This is a genomic window from Flavobacterium sp. C4GT6, assembly GCF_036347315.1.
Classification (GTDB): domain Bacteria; phylum Bacteroidota; class Bacteroidia; order Flavobacteriales; family Flavobacteriaceae; genus Flavobacterium.
The window spans coordinates 23,989-42,981 of sequence record NZ_JAZGZU010000014.1 but is presented as its reverse complement, the minus strand read 5'-3'; the positions used below and the strand labels follow the sequence as shown (position 1 = coordinate 42,981).

Genomic DNA, 18,993 nt, shown 5'->3' with positions numbered 1-18,993 from the left:
ACTTTATCGTTGCCATCCTTCAATTATATAGTTTTTTTCAGTTAATTTTCTTTCGGTTCCGTTTTCAGGTTTAAACCATACTTCAAAACGGGCTGCATAAGGATATCCCCAGTCTCCTTCATAAATTGTAAAATCATCTGTCATATAAAAGTTTTTTAATGAATTTGAATGATTTTCAACTATAATGGAACTACTTTGCTTTAAACTTTCGGCAGATAAGGAATCATTATGTGTAATTTCATAAGCCTTAAGATATATAGTGCCTTTTTCAATGTTTCCTAACAATACATTATAACTATATATACCGGGTTGCATACCATTATGTATATTAAAGTCACAAATTCTCTTATCAAAAGTATAAACTGTATCTTTTAGTGTAGGAGAAAAATTTTCATTTTGAGGTTTTTCTATCTCTATATTTTTTGGTATCTCCAAGTTATTAGCATAATTATCGGGCATATTTTGTAGATAAAAAAACACATATAAGCTTAATATTGGAATAAAAAATATGCCAAGCATAAAAGCCATGAAATTTATAAAAGCATGCTTCCATTTTTTATTTACAAGCAAAACAATTACAGAAATAAAAATCAATAAAAGACCAAGAAAAAAGAGTAAAAGTGTTATATTTAAAGTTGTTTCATAAGGTATGAATGGATTTATAAAAAGAAGTAAAAATGTAATAGCAAAGCAAACCAAAGGTTTCCACCAAGGTTTGAATAAAAAGGATATTACTTTTTTCATGGTAAGGTAAATTTTTATAAACATACAAAATTCATAAATATATAAAACCCTTATTTTTCAACCCTTTGACACAAATGCCGTAAAAATGCCGTAGTAAAACCGCTATCAAATGCCTACCTTGGTAAATAATTTTGTCCCATAACTTTAAATCAAAAAATTATGGAAACCATTGGAAAAAGAATTGCCGAAATAAGAAAGCAAAAAGGCTTAACTCAGGAAGAGGTAGCCGAGAGCGCTAAGATAAATTTACGCACATTACAGCGTATTGAAAAAGACGAAACCGAACCGCGCGGCAACAGCCTTAAAGGGATATGTGAGGCACTCGAAATTAATATTGAGGACTTAGTAGATTATGGTAAAACTGAAGACAGAACCTATTTGGTATATATGCATCTTTCGGTTATGAGTTCGGTATTTATACCACTGGGTAATATAATCCTTCCGCTTATTTTATGGCTCAATAAAAAGGACAGGATTGTTTCGGTATCGGCACAGGGTAAAAACATAATTAACTTCCAGATCGTATGGACGGTTTGTTTCTATATACTGTTGTTCACATTTGTATTTTTCAAAATAATGCACCTGCCGTTTAATGCATTTGTATTTGTAGGGCTTATGGTAGCTGTAGGTATTTTTAATTTCCTATATCCGGTATATGCTGCCATTAGGGTAAGCAAGGGTGAGGTTAAAAACTTCTGGCCGGCACCAATTAAATTTATGAAATAAGAATACTATGTTTGTAGTTCATATTTTTGAATAATGACAAACATCCAATTCATTTCGGGGCAGGTTACCACCCCTGTAAAAAGCATAGAAAATACATTACAACTGCTAAGTGAAGACTGTACTATTCCCTTTATTGCGCGTTACCGAAAGGACAGGACGGGCAATCTTGATGAGGTGGTAATAGAACAGATAGCCAAGCTAAACCAGGCCTTTGAAGCTATTGTAAAGCGAAAAGAAGCAATTTTAAAGAGTATTGAGGAGCAAAACGGGCTAACGCCCGATTTAAAGCAGAAAATTGATGCCAGCTTTGATATGACCGAACTGGAGGATTTTTACCTTCCGTTCAAAAAACGCAAAAAGACAAAAGCCGACACCGCCCGTGAAAACGGACTGGAACCTTTGGCTAAAATCATCATGGCACAAAACAGCGATGATATTGATTATATAGCATCAAAATACCTTAACGATAAAGTGGCAAATGAAGATGATGCACTACAGGGTGCCCGCGACATTATTGCCGAATGGGTAAACGAAAACCTGTACATCCGTAAAAACCTAAGGCGGATGTACAATCGCAAGGCAGAGATAACTACTAAAAAGGTTAAAGGTGCCGATGAGGAAAAGGCTAAAAAATTTGAGCAGTACCTGGACTGGAGTGAAAACCTGGCTAAAGCGCCGTCACACAGGGTACTGGCTATATTACGTGCCGAAAACGAGGGTGTCATTAAGTTTAAAGTAGATATAGACAGTGATGAGGCCATCGATTTTATGGAGCAGTCGGTTATTAAAAACAACCGCGAAACCGCCGGCCAGCTAAAGCTGGCAATAAAGGACAGTTACAAGCGCCTGCTGGCTCCGGCTATCTCTAACGAGGTATTGCAGGAAGCCAAAGCAAAAGCCGATGCAACCGCTATTGGCGTTTTTGCCGGAAATTTGGGTCAGCTGTTGTTAGCTCCGCCACTTGGCGAAAAACGCATACTGGCTATAGATCCGGGGTTTCGTACAGGCTGTAAGGTGGTTTGCCTTGATGAGAAGGGCGACCTGTTGTATAACGAGACTATATTTCCGCATGCGCCGCAAAAGGAGACAGCCATTGCCATGAAAAAAATACGTTCTATGGTAAATGCTTATAAGGTAGATGCTATTTCTATAGGTAACGGAACGGCATCGCGTGAAACCGAACATTTCATTAAAAAAATAGCTTTTGATAAGCCGGTACAGGTATTTGTAGTGAGCGAAGCAGGGGCATCGGTATATTCGGCATCAAAAATAGCAAGGGATGAATTTCCTAATTATGATGTAACCGTTAGGGGAGCAGTATCTATAGGCCGAAGGCTGAGTGATCCGCTTGCCGAACTGGTTAAAATAGAGCCTAAAGCCATTGGTGTGGGGCAGTACCAGCACGATGTGGATCAGGGTAAACTTAAAGACGAACTGGACACGGTGGTTATGCGCTGTGTGAACTCGGTAGGTGTAAATATCAATACGGCGAGTAAATCATTGTTAGGATATGTATCGGGTATAGGAGAGAAGCTTGCCGAAAATATAGTAAACTACCGTAGTGAGAATGGTCCGTTTGAAGACAGGAAACAGCTTAAAAAAGTACCAAGACTGGGGGATAAGGCCTATCAGCAGGCGGCGGCTTTCGTAAGAATCCCGAATGCTAAAAACCCGCTTGATAATTCGGCTGTACATCCTGAGGCTTACAGTATAGTGGAAAAAATGGCTAAGGATATGAAGCTTAAAACTGCCGATTTGGTTTCTAACAAAGAGGCAATTGCCAAAATTCCGTTAAATAATTATGTAACCGGAGATGTTGGGGTCCTTGGACTTAAGGATATTTTAAAGGAGCTTGAAAAACCGGGACTTGATCCAAGGAAGTCGGCCAAGGTGTTTGAGTTCGATCCTAACGTAAGGTCTATTAACGACCTGCGCACCGGGATGATATTACCGGGCATTGTGAATAACATTACCAATTTTGGCTGTTTTGTGGATATAGGTATCAAAGAAAGCGGACTGGTACATATTTCCCAGTTAAAGAACGGTTTTGTGAGTGATGTGAATGAGGTGGTAAAACTACATCAACATGTAGAAGTTAAGGTACTTGAGGTAGATGAGACCAGAAAAAGAATACAGCTTACCATGGTATTGTAAAAAAATAAAAAACCCTCTAAGCACTGCTTAGAGGGTTTTTTATGTATAGAAACAAATATTATAATTTATTTTCTTCTTTTTGAGATTGTTCATTTTTTGAGTTTGCCGGCTGGTCATCCTTCGCTGCATCTTTAAATTCTTTAATACCAGATCCAAGGCCTCTCATTAATTCAGGAATTTTCTTTCCACCAAACAATAGTATGATTAGAACCACAACAATAGCTATTTGGCCATATCCTACCATTCCTAAAAAAATTGCTAACATGTTCATAATTACAATAAATAAAATGATTATTTCGACAAAGTTAAATATAAAATAATTTACAATAACTATTTACGGCAAATATTTAGTATTGGTTTGCGTTAAAGTAGAGAAATTTAAAGATTTTTAGCTAAAATACCGTATTGCAGGAGCATATGGTATTAGTATATTTGTGAATTAAACAGGAAATATGTCGGGCAAAAAGCGTAAAAGGCAGGTAATCAGGAAGAAACTCTTTACAAAAAACCGCCTTGTAATATTAAATGAAGATTCCTTTGAGGAAATATTTTCCTTAAAGCTTAACTTAATGAATGTTTTTGTAGGGCTAACGTTAATTAGTATCGTTATGATAGCCCTTACAACCTATATAATTGCATTTACTCCTTTAAGGGAGTATATACCGGGTTACTCCTCTTCTAAACTGAAAAAAGATGCTATTGATAATGCCATAAAGTCGGATTCGCTTCAAAAGGTATTAGATGAGAATAACATTTATCTGGCTTCCATAAGAAAAGTATTAACGGGAGATATTGAACATGCTGCCCTTAACAGGGATTCTATAATTGCTGCCGAACATAACGATGCTAATGTAGACCTGGCACCAAAAGAGGCCGAACTTAAATTAAGGGAACAGGTAGCACTGGAAGACAAGTATAATCTGTTTGAAAAGGCGCAACCGAAAGTAAACCTGGTTTTATTTGCACCTGCAAAAGGACATATTATAGAGAATTATAATGCGAAGGACAAACACTTCTCGGTAGATATTATGCTTGCGGCTAATACACCGATAAAATCGGTAGCATCCGGTACAGTATTATTTTCAGACTGGACTCCTATACAGGGTAATGTGATTATCATTCGTCATAACGACGGTATTATCTCGGCATATAAAAAAGCTTCATCCTTAACAAAAGTACAGGGTGATGTAGTAAAATCGGGTGAGGTAATAGCTATGGCAGGAACATCGGAAGATGCTGATAAAGGAGCACACCTGCAGTTTGAATTATGGAAAGACGGTTATCCTATTAACCCAACCCAGTTTATTGATTTTGAATAAGAACTTATGTCTATAAAATCGTTTGCAGCAAAACTATTTGCAAAAAAAATATACAACGATACCCAAAAATGGGTTCAAAAACCTGTAGAAACCCAACAAAAGGTTTTAGAAATGCTTATTGCAAAAGCAGCACAAACCAATTTTGGGAAAGATCATCATTTTGAAGGCATACGTTCGCATGCTGATTTTGCAAAACATGTACCTGTAAGAGATTATGAGGACTTAAAACCTTATGTGGAAAAGGTGGTTAAAGGTAAGGAAGATGTACTTTGGCCGGGTAAACCACTTTATTTTGCCAAAACATCGGGTACCACATCGGGGGCAAAATATATTCCGTTAACAAAAGAGTCCATGCCTTATCATATTGAGGCAGCCCGAAATGCCATACTACATTATATTAATGAAACAGGTAAAGCCGAATTTGTAGACGGTAAAATGATATTCCTGCAGGGAAGCCCTGAGCTGGAGGAGAAAAACGGGATTAAGTTTGGGCGCCTTTCGGGTATAGTGGCACATTTTGTGCCGGCTTACCTGCAACGTAACCGCATGCCAAGCTGGGAAACCAACTGTATTGAAGACTGGGAACAAAAGGTAGATGCCATAGTGGAAGAGACCTACAATGAGGATATGTCGGTTATTTCGGGAATACCATCTTGGGTACAAATGTATTTTGAAAGGCTGGAGAAAAAAGGACATAAAAAGGTAGGCGAGATATTTAAAAATTTCAGTCTGTTTATATATGGTGGTGTAAATTATGAGCCATACAGGGCTAAGTTTGAAAATCTTATTGGGAGAAAGGTAGACAGTATTGAACTGTTCCCGGCTTCGGAAGGTTTTTTTGCCTATCAGGATAAACAGAATGCAAAAGGAATGCTCCTGCTGCTAAACTCGGGTATATTTTATGAGTTTATAAAAGCAGATGAGTTTTTTAGTGAGCATCCTAAACGCTATACCATTGGCGAGGTAGAACTGGGTATTAACTATGTAATGATTATTTCTACTAATGCCGGTTTATGGGGATATAATATAGGCGATACAATACAGTTTACATCTACTAAACCATACAGGATAATAGTTAGCGGAAGGATAAAGCATTATATATCGGCTTTTGGGGAACATGTTATTGGCAAGGAAGTGGAAAGCGCACTCAAGGAAGCAATGGAAGGTACAGATGTACGTGTAAACGAATTTACAGTAGCTCCGCAAATTAATCCGGATAGCGGTTTACCATACCATGAATGGTTTATTGAATTTGAGAAAGAGCCTACAGATATGAATGCATTTTCTCTGGCTATTGATAAGGCCATGAGAAAACAAAATGTGTATTATGACGATTTGATATCGGGTAATATATTGCGTACAGTGGTAATTACTAAAGTGGATAAAAACGGTTTCCAGAAATATATGAAATCAATAGGGAAGCTGGGCGGACAAAATAAACTGCCAAGACTCTCTAACGACAGAAAAATAGCAGATGCGCTGTAACCCCGTTTGTTAATTAACAGGATATACAGGCTTTAACATAAGTAAAAAATAAAATCCTACATTTGCCTTAAAACACTAAAAGATTATGCAGGGCATTAAGAATACATCCCGATCCAAGGCGCAGGAATCTTCTGCAGCAATTGAGCGTTTGTATATTACAATGCGCCATCTTTTAAACCGTGGTTTTTATAAGCCCATGGGAGTATCGGGCGATACCCTCAGGGAAGCACTTTTGCTTTTAAGACCCGAAATTTACGGGTCGATAGCAGAGGAGAAGGCCGAACTTAACGGACTGTTATATGTTATAGAGCGTTTACCTATAGGTATAGAACAATGCCGTTTTATAAGCCTTACATCAGACGAAGGATATTCCAAATCACATTTTAAGGCCATAGTGCCACCTAAAAGGCGAAGAAACTGCTATCGTATTGATGACGAGCAGATGAACGTGGAAATTACCCGAGGCAGATCTGATATATATGATATACTTACCCACCTTACTTTTATTTTTATCGAATCGCATAAAATAAAAGACAGGGTACTTATAGACGATAACGGCGAAATTACCCACGACTGGTTTAGGCTGGAACAAATAGTGCTTCAGAAAAAAAAGAAGCTTACACTGGAAGAAAGAGAAAAAGCCATTTCGCATGTGTCTTCGGTGTTGGGAAGAACATTTTCGGAAGTATTGGATATTTATGATGCTTTTGGTTCGGCAGAAATGCCCGATAGGTTTTTGCATATAATATATTGGCTGGGTAAACTGGCTATAGATGAAGCTATGGGTGGTGCAAAAAGAACGATAACCTTTAGTCCTATTTTAAGGGAGCGGTTAGGGCATCATATTCATGGTGAGATTTGGGCAAACAATATCAAAACCATCCTTAAACAAAACGGGCTTTTGGAAAGGCCTATTCACATTATAAGTGCTAATATGCACAGTGTGATGAACTCTATTTTTGCCAAAAAGGTATTAAGTAAAGAATTTAAGGGTAAACCTGATTACTTTATTTATGAAGAGTTAAGTAAAACCGGTAACGGAGAACAAAGAGCAAGAATTGAAGAAGAAGCTCTTAAAAACGGAATGATATTTATCCCCGATACATCGGGTACTAATATAGACGTACAGCTATTTGATACGGCAGCAATTGATTTCGCAGGAACACCGTTTAAAAATGGCGTTCAGGGCGAAGTAAAGCCTGTATTAATAGTAATGGATTATGCTTTTGGTGAGCAGGCCTATGAAACTATTGATGAGCTGCTAAAACCTTTTAAGGAGCATAAATCAAAAACCTTCCTTGATGTTGAATCGGTATCCATAATGGGTAAAGCTGGTATACTTGAGGGTAATAAGGGTGATATTATGATTCCTTCGGCACATATAAACGAAGGTACAGGAGATAATTATCCGTTTGAAAACGAATTAAAAGCAGTGCTATTGGAAGGACAAGGCATACCGGTTTATACCGGGGCTATGGTAACCGTTTTAGGTACATCACTTCAAAACAGGGACTTGCTTAAATTTTTTAACGAATCTACCTGGGGTGTTATAGGCCTGGAGATGGAAGGAGCCTATTATCAAAAAGCCATACAGTCGGCCTCAAAAATACGCAGGAGTATTAACCCTGATGTAAAGGTAAGGTATGCCTATTATGCGTCAGATAATCCGCTTGAAACAGGTAGTACACTTGCTTCGGGGGGATTAGGAACAACGGGAGTGAAACCTACTTATTTAATTACAATTAAAATTTTAGAACAAATATTTAATGTCACATAAACTATGGCAAACCAGTTAGACAAAAACCCTAATAATAGGGATATTGATTTTGATTATGTATCGGGTAAGGTAAAGGGTTACTTTACAGCAGCAGGCGACCGCTTTTTTGACGCGATACTGTTTGCAAAAAAATATTTTATTATCCTGCTGGTTATAATAATAGGTAGTGGTGTTTGGGGTTACTTTAAAGACGAAAAGAGTAAACCAAGTTATGAAAATAACCTGTTTGTAATACCTAACTTTAAGAGTATGGATTACCTGTACTCTAAAATAGATTATTTAAGCTCTAAAGTGGGTGATGACGGTTTTTTTCAAAGTATAGGGCTGGAGCCTAAATCAATAACCAAAATAGAGGTAAAACCTGTAGTTGATGTTTTTTCTTTTGTAAAGAGAGACGACCGTATTAAGTATGAGGTTTTAAAATTAATGTCTGACAGTGGAGAGATTTCTAAAATACTGGAAGAAACGGTTGTTGGTAAGAATTATAAATATCATGTAATTACATTTAATTCGGGTATTCCGGCAGATGATAAGACTATTGAGGCTCTTATGAACTTTTTGAATGATGATGAGTTTTACCAAACTGTTCAGGCAGAATGGGTTAAAAACCTTGAAATAAAAATTGCGGCAACCGATACGCTTTTAATGCAAATAGACGGTATGTTAAACAGTTATACCCGCAAGGGTGGAGGCTCAGCTGTTTTCTTTAATCAGGATATGGCATTGGATGAGGTAATACTCCAAAAACAGGAAATAGTAGATGAGCAGGCTATGAACCGCCTGGACAGGATAAACTACACTAAAATAATTAAAGACAGCAGTAAAGTACTTAATATAGAAAAGTCTTCATTTACAAGAGGCAGAATGACTATAATAATGCCATTGTTTTTTGTAGCAGTATTTGCTGTTTTAATTTGGTTTATAGGATTTTACAAAAGACAGGTTAAAAAAAGACAGAGTACAGTAACAGGAGAAAATGAATAAAGCGATACTAGTAACAGGAGGTGCCGGATTTATAGGTGCTAATTTTGTTGAATATTTTTTACAGACCAATAATGATGTTTTATTGGTTAATTTAGATAAACTTACCTATGCCGGAGATTTAGCTAATCTTACTGAGGCAGAAAACAATCCAAATTACAAATTTGTACAGGGGGATATTTGTGACAGGGAGCTTATAGAGCAATTGTTTAAGGAATATGATTTTAGGGGGGTGATTCATTTTGCTGCCGAATCACACGTAGACAATTCTATATCGGGGCCTGAGGCATTTATACAAACTAATGTTATGGGAACCTTTGTTTTGATTGATGTTGCCAGAAAACACTGGATGGATGCCCCAAATCAGTACAAGGAAGAATACAAAGACTGCCGTTTCCATCACATCTCTACTGATGAGGTATATGGTACTTTGGGTAAGGAAGGTTTGTTTACCGAAGAAACGCCGTATGCGCCAAATAGTCCTTACAGTGCTTCAAAGGCATCCAGCGATATGGTAGTAAGAAGTTATTTCCATACCTATGGGATGAATGTTGTTACAACAAACTGTTCTAATAATTACGGACCGAAACAACACCAGGAAAAACTTATACCAACTATTATAAGAAAAGCCATTTCGGGCGAAAATATTCCTATTTATGGAACCGGAGAAAATGTAAGAGACTGGCTTTATGTACTGGATCACTGTAAAGGGATAGAACTGGTTTACAAAAAAGGTGTAGCAGGGGAAACCTATAATATTGGCGGAAGAAACGAAAGAAACAACCTGTATATAGCCAATAAGATATGTGATTTACTGGATGAGATGCAGCCGCGTGAATTGGGTAAATATAACGAGCTTATAACTTTTGTAAAAGACAGGCCGGGGCATGATATGCGCTATGCTATTGATGCAACAAAAATTGAGAACGAACTGGGCTGGAAAGCCGATGAGAATTTTGAAACAGGTATTGTAAAGACCATAAATTGGTATTTGCATAAACTCACAAAATCAAAGTAATAACAATTAATTAAATTTGGGTAATCCCTTTTTAAAAGGGATTACGATATACATATATTAAACAAAATATATTAAATAAATGACTGCAATACCTACAAAACTTGAAGGATGTTTTATAATAGAACCTAATGTTTTTTATGACGACAGGGGCTATTTTATGGAAAGTTATAATGAAGCGCGTTTTGAGGAACAAACCGGGCAAAAGGTACACTTTGTACAGGACAATCAGTCGTATTCCACAAAAGGAGTACTAAGAGGGCTGCATTATCAAACGGGCAACCACGCACAGGCTAAACTGGTAAGGGTACTGGAAGGAGAGGTACTGGATGTAGCTGTAGATGTAAGACCGGGATCGGCTACCTATGGTGAGCATGTAGCGGTATTATTAACTGCCGAAAATAAAAAACAGCTTTTTGTTCCCAGAGGTTTTGCTCACGGTTTTATAGTATTGAGTGAAACGGCATCGTTTTTTTACAAATGCGATAATTTTTACAATAAGGAATCAGAAGGGGGAATACTGTTTAATGACCCTGAACTGAATATAGACTGGCAACTGCCAACGGAGAACCTGATTATATCAGACAAGGATACGATACTTCCTAACCTTAAAAATGCAAGACCAATATGGTAGTATTAGTTACAGGAGCATCGGGTCAGTTAGGGCAAAGTATTAAGCATATAGCGGCTAGTCATAGTTCGCTTTCTTTTTATTATGCCGATAGTAAAGAGGGTGATATTACAAATAAAGCAGTGCTTGAAAAGCTGTTTAAAGAAGTAAAGCCTGATTATTGTATTAATGCAGCCGCTTATACTGCTGTTGATAAGGCCGAAACCGATAAGGAACAGGCTTATGCTGTTAATGTAACCGGAGCTAAAAACCTTGCTGAGGTTTGTAACGCAGAAGGCGTTAAGCTAATACATATCTCTACCGATTTTGTTTTTGACGGAACAAAATCAACACCCTATACCGAAGAGGATAGTACAAATCCGCAGGGGGTGTATGGGATTACCAAAAGGCAGGGCGAACAGGAAATTGAAAAGGCACTCAAAGAACATTACATTGTAAGAACTTCATGGTTGTACTCTCAGTTTGCTAATAACTTTATGAAAACCATGTTGAGACTGGCTGCCGAAAGGGATTCGCTTGGCGTTATTGATGATCAGAAAGGAACTCCTACTAATGCAGTTGATTTGGCAGAAGCGGTGCTAAAAATTATAGAAAGTGGTAAAGCGGCTTATGGCATTTATCACTACAGTAATGAAGGGGAAACCAGCTGGTATGGCTTTGCCAAACAGATTTTCGAGACTAATAATGTGACTATAGACTTAAAACCTATTCCAACATCAGCATATCCAACACCGGTAAAACGCCCGCAGTATAGTGTTTTGGATAAAAGTAAAATAAAATATACATTTGATATACAAATAAATAGCTGGGAAAAATCCTTACAACTATATAAGTAACAGGCATGCAAAAGATTTACTGTGTTACGCCTCTATATAACGACTGGCAAAGTTGTTCTGTTTTAGTTAATAAAATTAAACAACTTGAAAACACGCACAGTGAATTTATATTTAATATTGTTATTGTAAATGATGGATCGGTAACCTTTCCTGAAGATGCTGTCCTTTTTTCAGAAAATGTAAAAATCATTAATCTTAAGGTGAACGTTGGTCATCAAAGGGCTATTGCTGTAGGGCTACAATATGTTTATAATGAGGTTAACGATTATGACATGGTTATTGTACTGGATAGTGACGGAGAAGATCGCCCCGAAGACATCCCTTTACTTTTAAAAAAATGCACTGAAAGTAATACAATAGTTTTTGCAGAAAGGAAAAAAAGGGAAGAATCACAATTGTTTAAAGCCGGATATTTTCTTTACAAGAAACTATTTAAATTATTAACAGGACAACGAATAAGTTTTGGTAATTACAGTGCAATTCCTTCTGCATACCTAAAAAAAACAGTTGCATTAAATAATATATGGAACCACTATTCGGGCGCTATAATGCACTCAAGGCTACCGTATGATAAGATTCTTATTGACAGAGGTAAAAGGTATTCGGGTACATCAAAAATGAATTTTAATAGCCTTGTTTTGCACGGTTTAAGCTCTATAGCGGTTTATTTTGATTCTATTTCAGTAAGAATACTTAAGTTTTCCATATATGGTATGCTGATATGTTTTGTAGGGGTTATTTATATACTTTTCCAAAAACTATTTACAGATAATGCTATTCCTGGGTGGGCATCAAGTTTAATATTAATAATATCGGGAATTATAGTTCAGCTGTTTTCGGTAACATTAATTGTGTTGCTTTTGCAGTTAAGCTCCAGGAAAAACACCGACAGCCCAAACACTAAAAAGTACCTAGATTATATAGATGATATCCAATAAATCAATGAAACATCTTCGGTTTATAAAACAGTCTCCTTTGTTACTATTAGCTTTAGTTACAGGGATAGTTTTGGGCTTTTATAAACTTGATTTACAAAGTGTATGGCTGGATGAAATTCATTCTATGAATGAGGCTTCTCCAATGCAAAGTTTCAGAAACGTTTACCTTTCTGTAACCACAAGCGAGCAAATACCTCCTTTATACTATTACCTTCTTTATTTTGTTTTTAAAGTATTTGGATACACAACTTTAGTAGCAAGAGCTTTTTCGGCAATGGGAGGGGTACTGTGTATTTATGCCATTTATCTTTTAGGGCAAAAGCTTTTTAATAAACGTACGGGTGAAATAGCTGCCCTTTTATTAAGTGTAACTTATTTTCATTTGTATTACTCTCAGGAGGTAAGGCCTTATATTTTTTTTGAACTGTTTACCATACTCTCCTTTTACAGGCTTATGTTTCTTGCAGAGGCCCCAAATCTTAAAAATGCCTTTTATTATGCCCTGTTTACGGCATTAATGATACACTTTCATTTTTTTGGACTATTTGCAGTCATGGCTCAGTGTTTCATTTTTTTATTGCTCTTATTTTGGACAGGCAGGGAGCAAAGAGGCAGGCTGTTTAAAAACCAACTTATAGCAGGCTTTTTAATATTATTGTTTTTATTACCATTACTACCTATATTTCTTAAGGTTTTAAGTATTAAAGAATTTTGGATACCAGATCCTCAAAATGATACGGTATATCTCATTTTTTTTGAAATTTTCGGATATTCAAAACGTATATTATTTACCGTAATTTTACTGTTAATAATTAGTATAGCTTTTTTATTTAAAAAAAGAAAGTCTCTAAAGGGTAGTATGGGGTTAAGTACTTCTTTTAGTATAATAGTACCTATATTCTGGCTGTTAATAACAGTTTTACTACCTTTAATAAAATCATATCTCTCACCATCGGTAATGATAAGCAGGTATTTTATACTTAGCTTGCCGGCAATTATACTTTTAGCAGCTTTACCACTTTCAAAAGTAAAGAACACTTATTTCTGTTATGGTATTGTACTGGCTATTTCTGCTGTTTCAGTTATAAATACGGTTACATTCAACAACTATTATACAAGAATAAATAAAACCCAGTTTAGGGAAATAACCAGTTACATTGCAAACAACAGTAACCAAAATCAAAAGGTTATAACCAGCCTTAAATGGTATTATAATTATTTTTTAAACAACAATAAATTACATTACCCTATTGCGGAAGCTTCATTGGAAGAGTATGTAGGTAAACTGCAAAAGGATTCATTACATCTTGAATCTTTTTGGTATACCGATGCCCATGGCAGGCAGTATAATCTTTCTCCGGACAAGGAGGCATTTTTAAAGAGGCATTTTATATTGCATGATGATGTGAAGCTTTTTGATTGCTGGGCAAATAATTATCAGATAAAACAGCAAGAGAGCAATCAGGAACTTACCATAGCCGATTTAAAAGCGAAAGAAAACGGAAGACTAAAGTGTAATGTTGAGAATATTGACATATTCGGTAATAATATCAGGATATCCGGTTGGGCATTTTTAGAAAATACCGCTTCTTTGAATACAAAAGTCAGAGTTGTTTTAATAAAAAAAGATACGGCTATATTTACGGCAGGTAAACGTTTAAGACCTGATGTGGGTCAGTTTTTCGATAAAAGGGATCTTAATTATTCAGGGTTTGAGTTTTCTACAGATAAAAATAACCTTGAACAGGGAGAGTATGCCATAGGTTTATATCTAACAGATAAGATACAGAATACAGAAAGCTATATACTTACCGATAAGAAAATAAATATAAGTCATTAATAGACGTTGTATAAATGGAGGCTGTGAATTTTAAAAAAATGATTTCTACTTCCGGCATCGGGTTTATTTTCCGATTGTTCGGGTTGGGTACTTCATTTCTGGTAACAATGCTAATCTCAAGGCTTTTTAGCGTTGGGATTTTCGGTAACTATTCCCTTGCATTTACCATAGCGCAGGCAGCAGCCCTTGTGTTTGCTTTGGGCATACCATCGGCACTGGTAAAAATTGTAGGGAATAATAGCTACACTTACTTACAGGCAAAAAAACTGCTTATAAAAGGACTTAAAATCACGTTGATATTCTCGATAATACCGGTGATGTTCTTTTTCTTCGGAGCCGAATTTTTATCAGAGACTGTATTTAAAAGCGATATGCTTTCCAATTACTTTGTGGTGATTTGCCTTGTACTGCCATTGTTTATTTTCCACGAATTGTTTTTATTTTTCTTTATATCGGTTAAAAAATTCAAACTATATAATGTTTTCATGTTTGGGTTGCCTAACCTGCTATTGCTGGGCTTCCTTTACCTGTTTTACACTTTAAAAATGCCCGAGTATTATACCTTTATCGCTTTTGCGGTGAGTATGTTAATTGTGGTTGTTACAGAGGCTTTTATGGTTTTTGAAATAAAGCCGAAAATAACAGATTTACCATTGTCATCGGGGGCGCTTGTTAAAACGGCATGGCCTTTATTATTTAGTGGCCTTATGCTGTACCTGTTAAACTGGACCGATTTGATAATGCTGGGCATGATGGTAGATGAGGATGAGGTAGGTATTTATAATATTGCTTATAAAATAGGTACACTGGGCTTCCTTGTTATTGTTACGGTTAATATTATTATGATGCCTAAAATGGCCGAACTTTATGGAAAAGGAGACCTATCCGGGCTTAAAAAATACATACATAAATATACAAGGCTTATTATTTTTACTACCCTGCCTATTGTTGCCGGTATAGTAGGGTTAAGCAGTTATATTTTGTCTTTTTTTGGAGAAGAGGCAATTGCAGGGCAAAGTACCCTTATTATAATTTCTGCCGGAATTTTATTTAGTGCTATGTGTGGTAATACCGATCAGATTTTAAATATGACGGGTAATGAAAAAGTGTTTAGAAACATAACGGTAGTTTGTTTTTTGGCAAATATTTCCCTTAATTACCTGCTTATACCTGTTTACGGAATAAACGGAGCAGCAATAGCAAGTGTTATTACTAATGCCCTGTTAAATGTGATAAGTCTTTTTTATATGAAAAAGAGACTTGGCTTTTATACATTTGCTTAAACATTAAAACAACCGGATGAACCCTGAACTTTCTGTCATAATAGTAAATTACAACGGACTAAAATATATTAAGGACTGTTTTGATTCTTTATATGACAGGATTAAAGGAATCTCTTTTGAAATTGTTGTGCTGGATAATAATTCTGCCGATGACAGTTGTGCATACATAGAGCAGCATTATCCTGAAATTGTGCTTATAAAAAGCAGGATAAATCACGGTTTTGGAAAAGGGAATAATGAGGCTGTTAAACATTCAAGAGGGGAGTACCTGTTATTGTTTAATAACGATACTATTTTACAGGATGATATTACTCCTGTAATTACCTATTTAAAAAACAATAAGGATGTTGGTGCAGCTGGTATTAAAATGATGGACGGTAATAAAGATTACCTGCCGTCTGTAGGTAAATTTCCCGATTTTGAAAGTACTTTTCTCTTTAAGAGAATGTTTAATATGGGGGAAGAATTCAGGACAGGAAACTTTACTAAGGAAGTTTATGAAATAGACTGGTTAAGTGGTTCGTGTATAATTATGCCTAAAGTGGTGTACTTTGCTATAAAAGGGTTTGACGAAGATTACTTTATGTATGTGGAGGATGTTGATTTTTGCAAAAAAATAGAACAAAAAGGTTATAAAAGGGTTTTTATGCCTAAGTATAAATTTATTCATTTTGTAGGTTTTGACAAATCCCGAAATCCGTTACTGGTAAAAGGACACAGGTTATTTATAAAAAAGCATTTTACCGGGGTTAAAAAGGCAGGACTCTTGGCTGTACTACAATTAAATGCTATAGTAAAACAACTTAAATTAAAGCTAAATATAGGTTAGGCAAATGAAAATAAACGCGGCAAAATTTTATAGCTCATTATTTATAGTATTGCTGTTACTACAGTTATATCTGCCTTCATTTAAGCTTAATCTGGTAGTACAAATTGTTGTTATTGCTGTTTTTATGTTTATGGAAAAAACGGCATTTTCTGTTTTTTTCCTTAAACAGATAAAACCTCTTTTTCTTCTGTTTGTTTTGGGTTTTGTGGGAGCTGTTATTTACAGGCCGCAGCTATTTGATGTAATAAGAGATATATCGCATTATATTAAACCTATAACAGGATTGCTGATAGGCTATTTGTTTTATCGCCGCATTGATAATGCACACCTGTTTTTTAAAACAATAGTTATCGCCGGAGTAATTTCGGCCATAATTCACCTTGGGATTATTAAGGTACTTGCCGGTACAGGATCAATTAGTGAGATAAGGGAGTTTACCAAAGATAATTTCCTGGAGCTTTTCTCCATTTTTGTTTTGCTGTTTTACAGCAGGTATACAAACGAAAAGTTATTCAATAATATCATTTATGTGGTAGGGGCATTATTGGTTTTGGCAATTTCCAGTATGCTGTATTTTTCAAGAACCATGATAGTACTGGCTATAGTTATGGGGCTTTCTGTCTTTGGTTATACCATAATTACCAAAAAAACTTTGCGCATTATAGTAGGGCTTTTTGTTTTTATAGGGCTCTTTTATGCTTATTTGCATACAGCAAATATAAGAAGGAACGGAAAAGGTTTCGAACAGTTTTTGTATAAGGTTAAAATAGCACCCGAGGAGATTTATAAAACCAATATAAATCTTGACGACCACAGGAAATTATGGGATCACTGGAGGGCTTATGAGGCAGGAAGAGCAGTACATTTAATGACAGAACACCCCGGTAGTTTTGTTTATGGTACAGGGTTTGGCTCGTTAGTGAACCTTAGGTTTTTTGCTCCGCTTACAGGAGAAAGAAAAGGAATAAGGTATATTTCAGAACTACATAACGGATATATTTACATATTTTATAAAGTAGGAACTATAGGGCTGCTAATCTATCTTTTTATGCTTGGCAGATGGTATAAGTTTCTTTACAGGGATAAAACATTTGTTTCGGTAATGGTATCGGCTACCGGGTTAATATTTTTTGTAACCACTATCACTATTACCGGTATTTATAATAACAGGGACATTATTGTATTTCTGCTAGGGGGATTACTGTATTTTTCTGAAAAGGAAAGAAAGGAAGTTGCTTCATGAAAAACATTTTGGTAATACATCAGTCGGCCGAATTATATGGCTCAGATAAAATGCTTCTCCTATTGCTTAAAAGTATGGATAAGGCAAAGTTTTATCCGGTTGTTGTAGTTCCCGGGGAAGGTCCTTTAAAACAGGAACTTGAAAAAGATAATATTAAGGTTGTAACAGCTCCGGTATTAAAAGTTTATCGTAAAATGTTCACCCCAAAAAACCTGTATCGTTTTTTTAAGGACATAAAAAAAGGGGTAAGTCTTTTAGATAAATTAAATGTCGAGTATGGGTTTGACCTGATTTATTCTAATACACTGGCTGTTTTATTAGGGATGTTCTATGCCCGTAAAAGAAAAATAAAACATGTATGGCATGTACATGAAATTATAGTCCATCCTAAAATTTTTGCCGAAGCTTATCCAAGGCTTTTAAACAAAACAGCACATAAGGTTATATGCAATTCATTAGCTACCAGAGATAATTTATTACATAGAGTATCGGCACTTCAGTCTAAAACAGTTGTAGTTTACAACGGCCTAGATGAGTCACAAAGGGTAGGTGCTGTGGCTACAAAAGTCGATTTCGGTTTCACTCAGGAAGATATTGTGATTACACTTGTAGGAAGAATAAGCCGTTTAAAAGGGCATAAATGGACCGTATCGGCATTTTCCAAGTATTTAAAAACAAGTAATGCTAAGTTGTTTTTTGTAGGTTCTCCTGTACCGGGGCAGGAATATTATGAAACAGAGCTAAGGGATATTATTAAACACGAAGGTCTTGAAAACAAGGTAACAATACTGCCGTTTACTAAGAACCTGAAGCAAATTTGGGATGTTACAGATATTGCCCTTATGCCTTCGACAGAAGCAGAATCTTTTGGTTTGGTAGGGCTGGAGGCTATGCTGGCAAAAAAACCGCTTGTAGCTTCAAACCTTGGCGGATTAAAGGAAATAGTACTGAATAATGAAACAGGTTATCTGGTAAATCCGTTAGATGATAAAGCCCTTGCAGATGCGCTTATTAAACTTATGGATAACCCGCAACTGCAAAATGAATTTGGAGAAAGCGGTTATAACAGGGCTAAACAACAGTTTTCGCTTCAAAACTATCTTAAGGGTATCAATAGCGTATTGGAAGCTGAAAGCTAAACAATTAGAAAAGCGTAACGGAAAGGCTTATATTTGCCAACCTTAAAAAGTGA

General features: G+C 36.0%; 17 protein-coding genes. 15 read left to right on the top strand and 2 right to left on the bottom strand.

Going from position 1 to position 18,993, the window contains the following annotated elements; translation table 11 throughout:
• Positions 1-3: 3 nt before the first annotated feature.
• Positions 4-744 (bottom strand): hypothetical protein, encoded by a 741-nt coding sequence (locus V3Z67_RS14510; protein ID WP_330443996.1) that lies wholly within the window; start codon positions 742-744, stop codon positions 4-6.
• Positions 745-903: 159 nt separating this feature from the next.
• Between V3Z67_RS14510 and V3Z67_RS14505 the strand changes: the two genes are divergently transcribed.
• Both V3Z67_RS14505 and V3Z67_RS14500 read left to right on the top strand, forming a co-directional pair.
• A complete protein-coding gene (locus V3Z67_RS14505) occupies positions 904-1,470 on the top strand; it encodes a helix-turn-helix domain-containing protein (protein WP_330443995.1) in 567 nt (188 codons plus the stop codon).
• A gap of 33 nt (positions 1,471-1,503) precedes the next feature.
• On the top strand, positions 1,504-3,624 hold the full coding sequence (locus V3Z67_RS14500; protein ID WP_330443994.1) for a Tex family protein: 2,121 nt from the start codon (positions 1,504-1,506) through the stop codon (positions 3,622-3,624).
• Positions 3,625-3,682: 58 nt separating this feature from the next.
• Here V3Z67_RS14500 and V3Z67_RS14495 read toward each other — a convergent pair whose 3' ends face one another.
• On the bottom strand, positions 3,683-3,889 hold the full coding sequence (locus V3Z67_RS14495) for a Sec-independent protein translocase subunit TatA/TatB (RefSeq protein ID WP_442902270.1): 207 nt from the start codon (positions 3,887-3,889) through the stop codon (positions 3,683-3,685).
• Between the two features lie 187 nt (positions 3,890-4,076).
• Here V3Z67_RS14495 and V3Z67_RS14490 point away from each other — a divergent pair, with 187 nt between their 5' ends.
• The 13 genes from V3Z67_RS14490 (at position 4,077) to V3Z67_RS14430 (ending at position 18,940) form a co-directional block, all read left to right on the top strand.
• A complete protein-coding gene (locus V3Z67_RS14490) occupies positions 4,077-4,943 on the top strand; it encodes a M23 family metallopeptidase (RefSeq protein ID WP_330443992.1) in 867 nt (288 codons plus the stop codon).
• A 6-nt stretch (positions 4,944-4,949) separates the two neighbouring features.
• A complete protein-coding gene (locus V3Z67_RS14485) occupies positions 4,950-6,428 on the top strand; it encodes a GH3 auxin-responsive promoter family protein (protein ID WP_330443991.1) in 1,479 nt (492 codons plus the stop codon).
• Between the two features lie 85 nt (positions 6,429-6,513).
• Positions 6,514-8,205, top strand: coding sequence for a DUF6909 family protein (locus tag V3Z67_RS14480; RefSeq protein ID WP_330443990.1), 1,692 nt, complete (start codon positions 6,514-6,516; stop codon positions 8,203-8,205).
• 3 nt (positions 8,206-8,208) lie between these two features.
• Positions 8,209-9,189, top strand: coding sequence for a hypothetical protein (locus tag V3Z67_RS14475; RefSeq protein ID WP_330443989.1), 981 nt, complete (start codon positions 8,209-8,211; stop codon positions 9,187-9,189).
• On the top strand, positions 9,182-10,204 hold the full coding sequence (rfbB, locus tag V3Z67_RS14470; RefSeq protein ID WP_330443988.1) for a dTDP-glucose 4,6-dehydratase: 1,023 nt from the start codon (positions 9,182-9,184) through the stop codon (positions 10,202-10,204). Before V3Z67_RS14475 ends, rfbB begins: the two co-directional genes overlap by 8 nt.
• A gap of 79 nt (positions 10,205-10,283) precedes the next feature.
• Positions 10,284-10,835 carry a dTDP-4-dehydrorhamnose 3,5-epimerase gene (rfbC, locus tag V3Z67_RS14465; protein ID WP_330443987.1) on the top strand — a complete coding sequence of 184 codons (552 nt, stop codon included), beginning with the start codon at positions 10,284-10,286 and terminating at the stop codon, positions 10,833-10,835.
• Positions 10,829-11,668 (top strand): dTDP-4-dehydrorhamnose reductase, encoded by an 840-nt coding sequence (gene rfbD / locus V3Z67_RS14460; protein WP_330443986.1) that lies wholly within the window; start codon positions 10,829-10,831, stop codon positions 11,666-11,668. Before rfbC ends, rfbD begins: the two co-directional genes overlap by 7 nt.
• 5 nt (positions 11,669-11,673) lie before the next feature.
• Complete coding sequence (locus V3Z67_RS14455; RefSeq protein WP_330443985.1) at positions 11,674-12,606, top strand: glycosyltransferase; 933 nt, start codon at positions 11,674-11,676, stop codon at positions 12,604-12,606.
• A gap of 4 nt (positions 12,607-12,610) precedes the next feature.
• Complete coding sequence (locus V3Z67_RS14450; RefSeq protein ID WP_330443984.1) at positions 12,611-14,446, top strand: glycosyltransferase family 39 protein; 1,836 nt, start codon at positions 12,611-12,613, stop codon at positions 14,444-14,446.
• 38 nt (positions 14,447-14,484) lie between these two features.
• On the top strand, positions 14,485-15,729 hold the full coding sequence (locus V3Z67_RS14445) for a flippase (protein WP_330443983.1): 1,245 nt from the start codon (positions 14,485-14,487) through the stop codon (positions 15,727-15,729).
• A gap of 16 nt (positions 15,730-15,745) precedes the next feature.
• Positions 15,746-16,558, top strand: coding sequence for a glycosyltransferase family 2 protein (locus V3Z67_RS14440; RefSeq protein WP_330443982.1), 813 nt, complete (start codon positions 15,746-15,748; stop codon positions 16,556-16,558).
• Positions 16,559-16,562: 4 nt separating this feature from the next.
• Positions 16,563-17,801, top strand: a complete 1,239-nt coding sequence (locus tag V3Z67_RS14435) for an O-antigen ligase family protein (RefSeq protein WP_330443981.1) — start codon at positions 16,563-16,565, stop codon at positions 17,799-17,801.
• Positions 17,798-18,940 (top strand): glycosyltransferase family 4 protein, encoded by a 1,143-nt coding sequence (locus V3Z67_RS14430; protein ID WP_330443980.1) that lies wholly within the window; start codon positions 17,798-17,800, stop codon positions 18,938-18,940. The genes V3Z67_RS14435 and V3Z67_RS14430 overlap by 4 nt, the downstream gene beginning before the upstream one ends.
• The last annotated feature ends 53 nt before the right edge of the window (positions 18,941-18,993 follow it).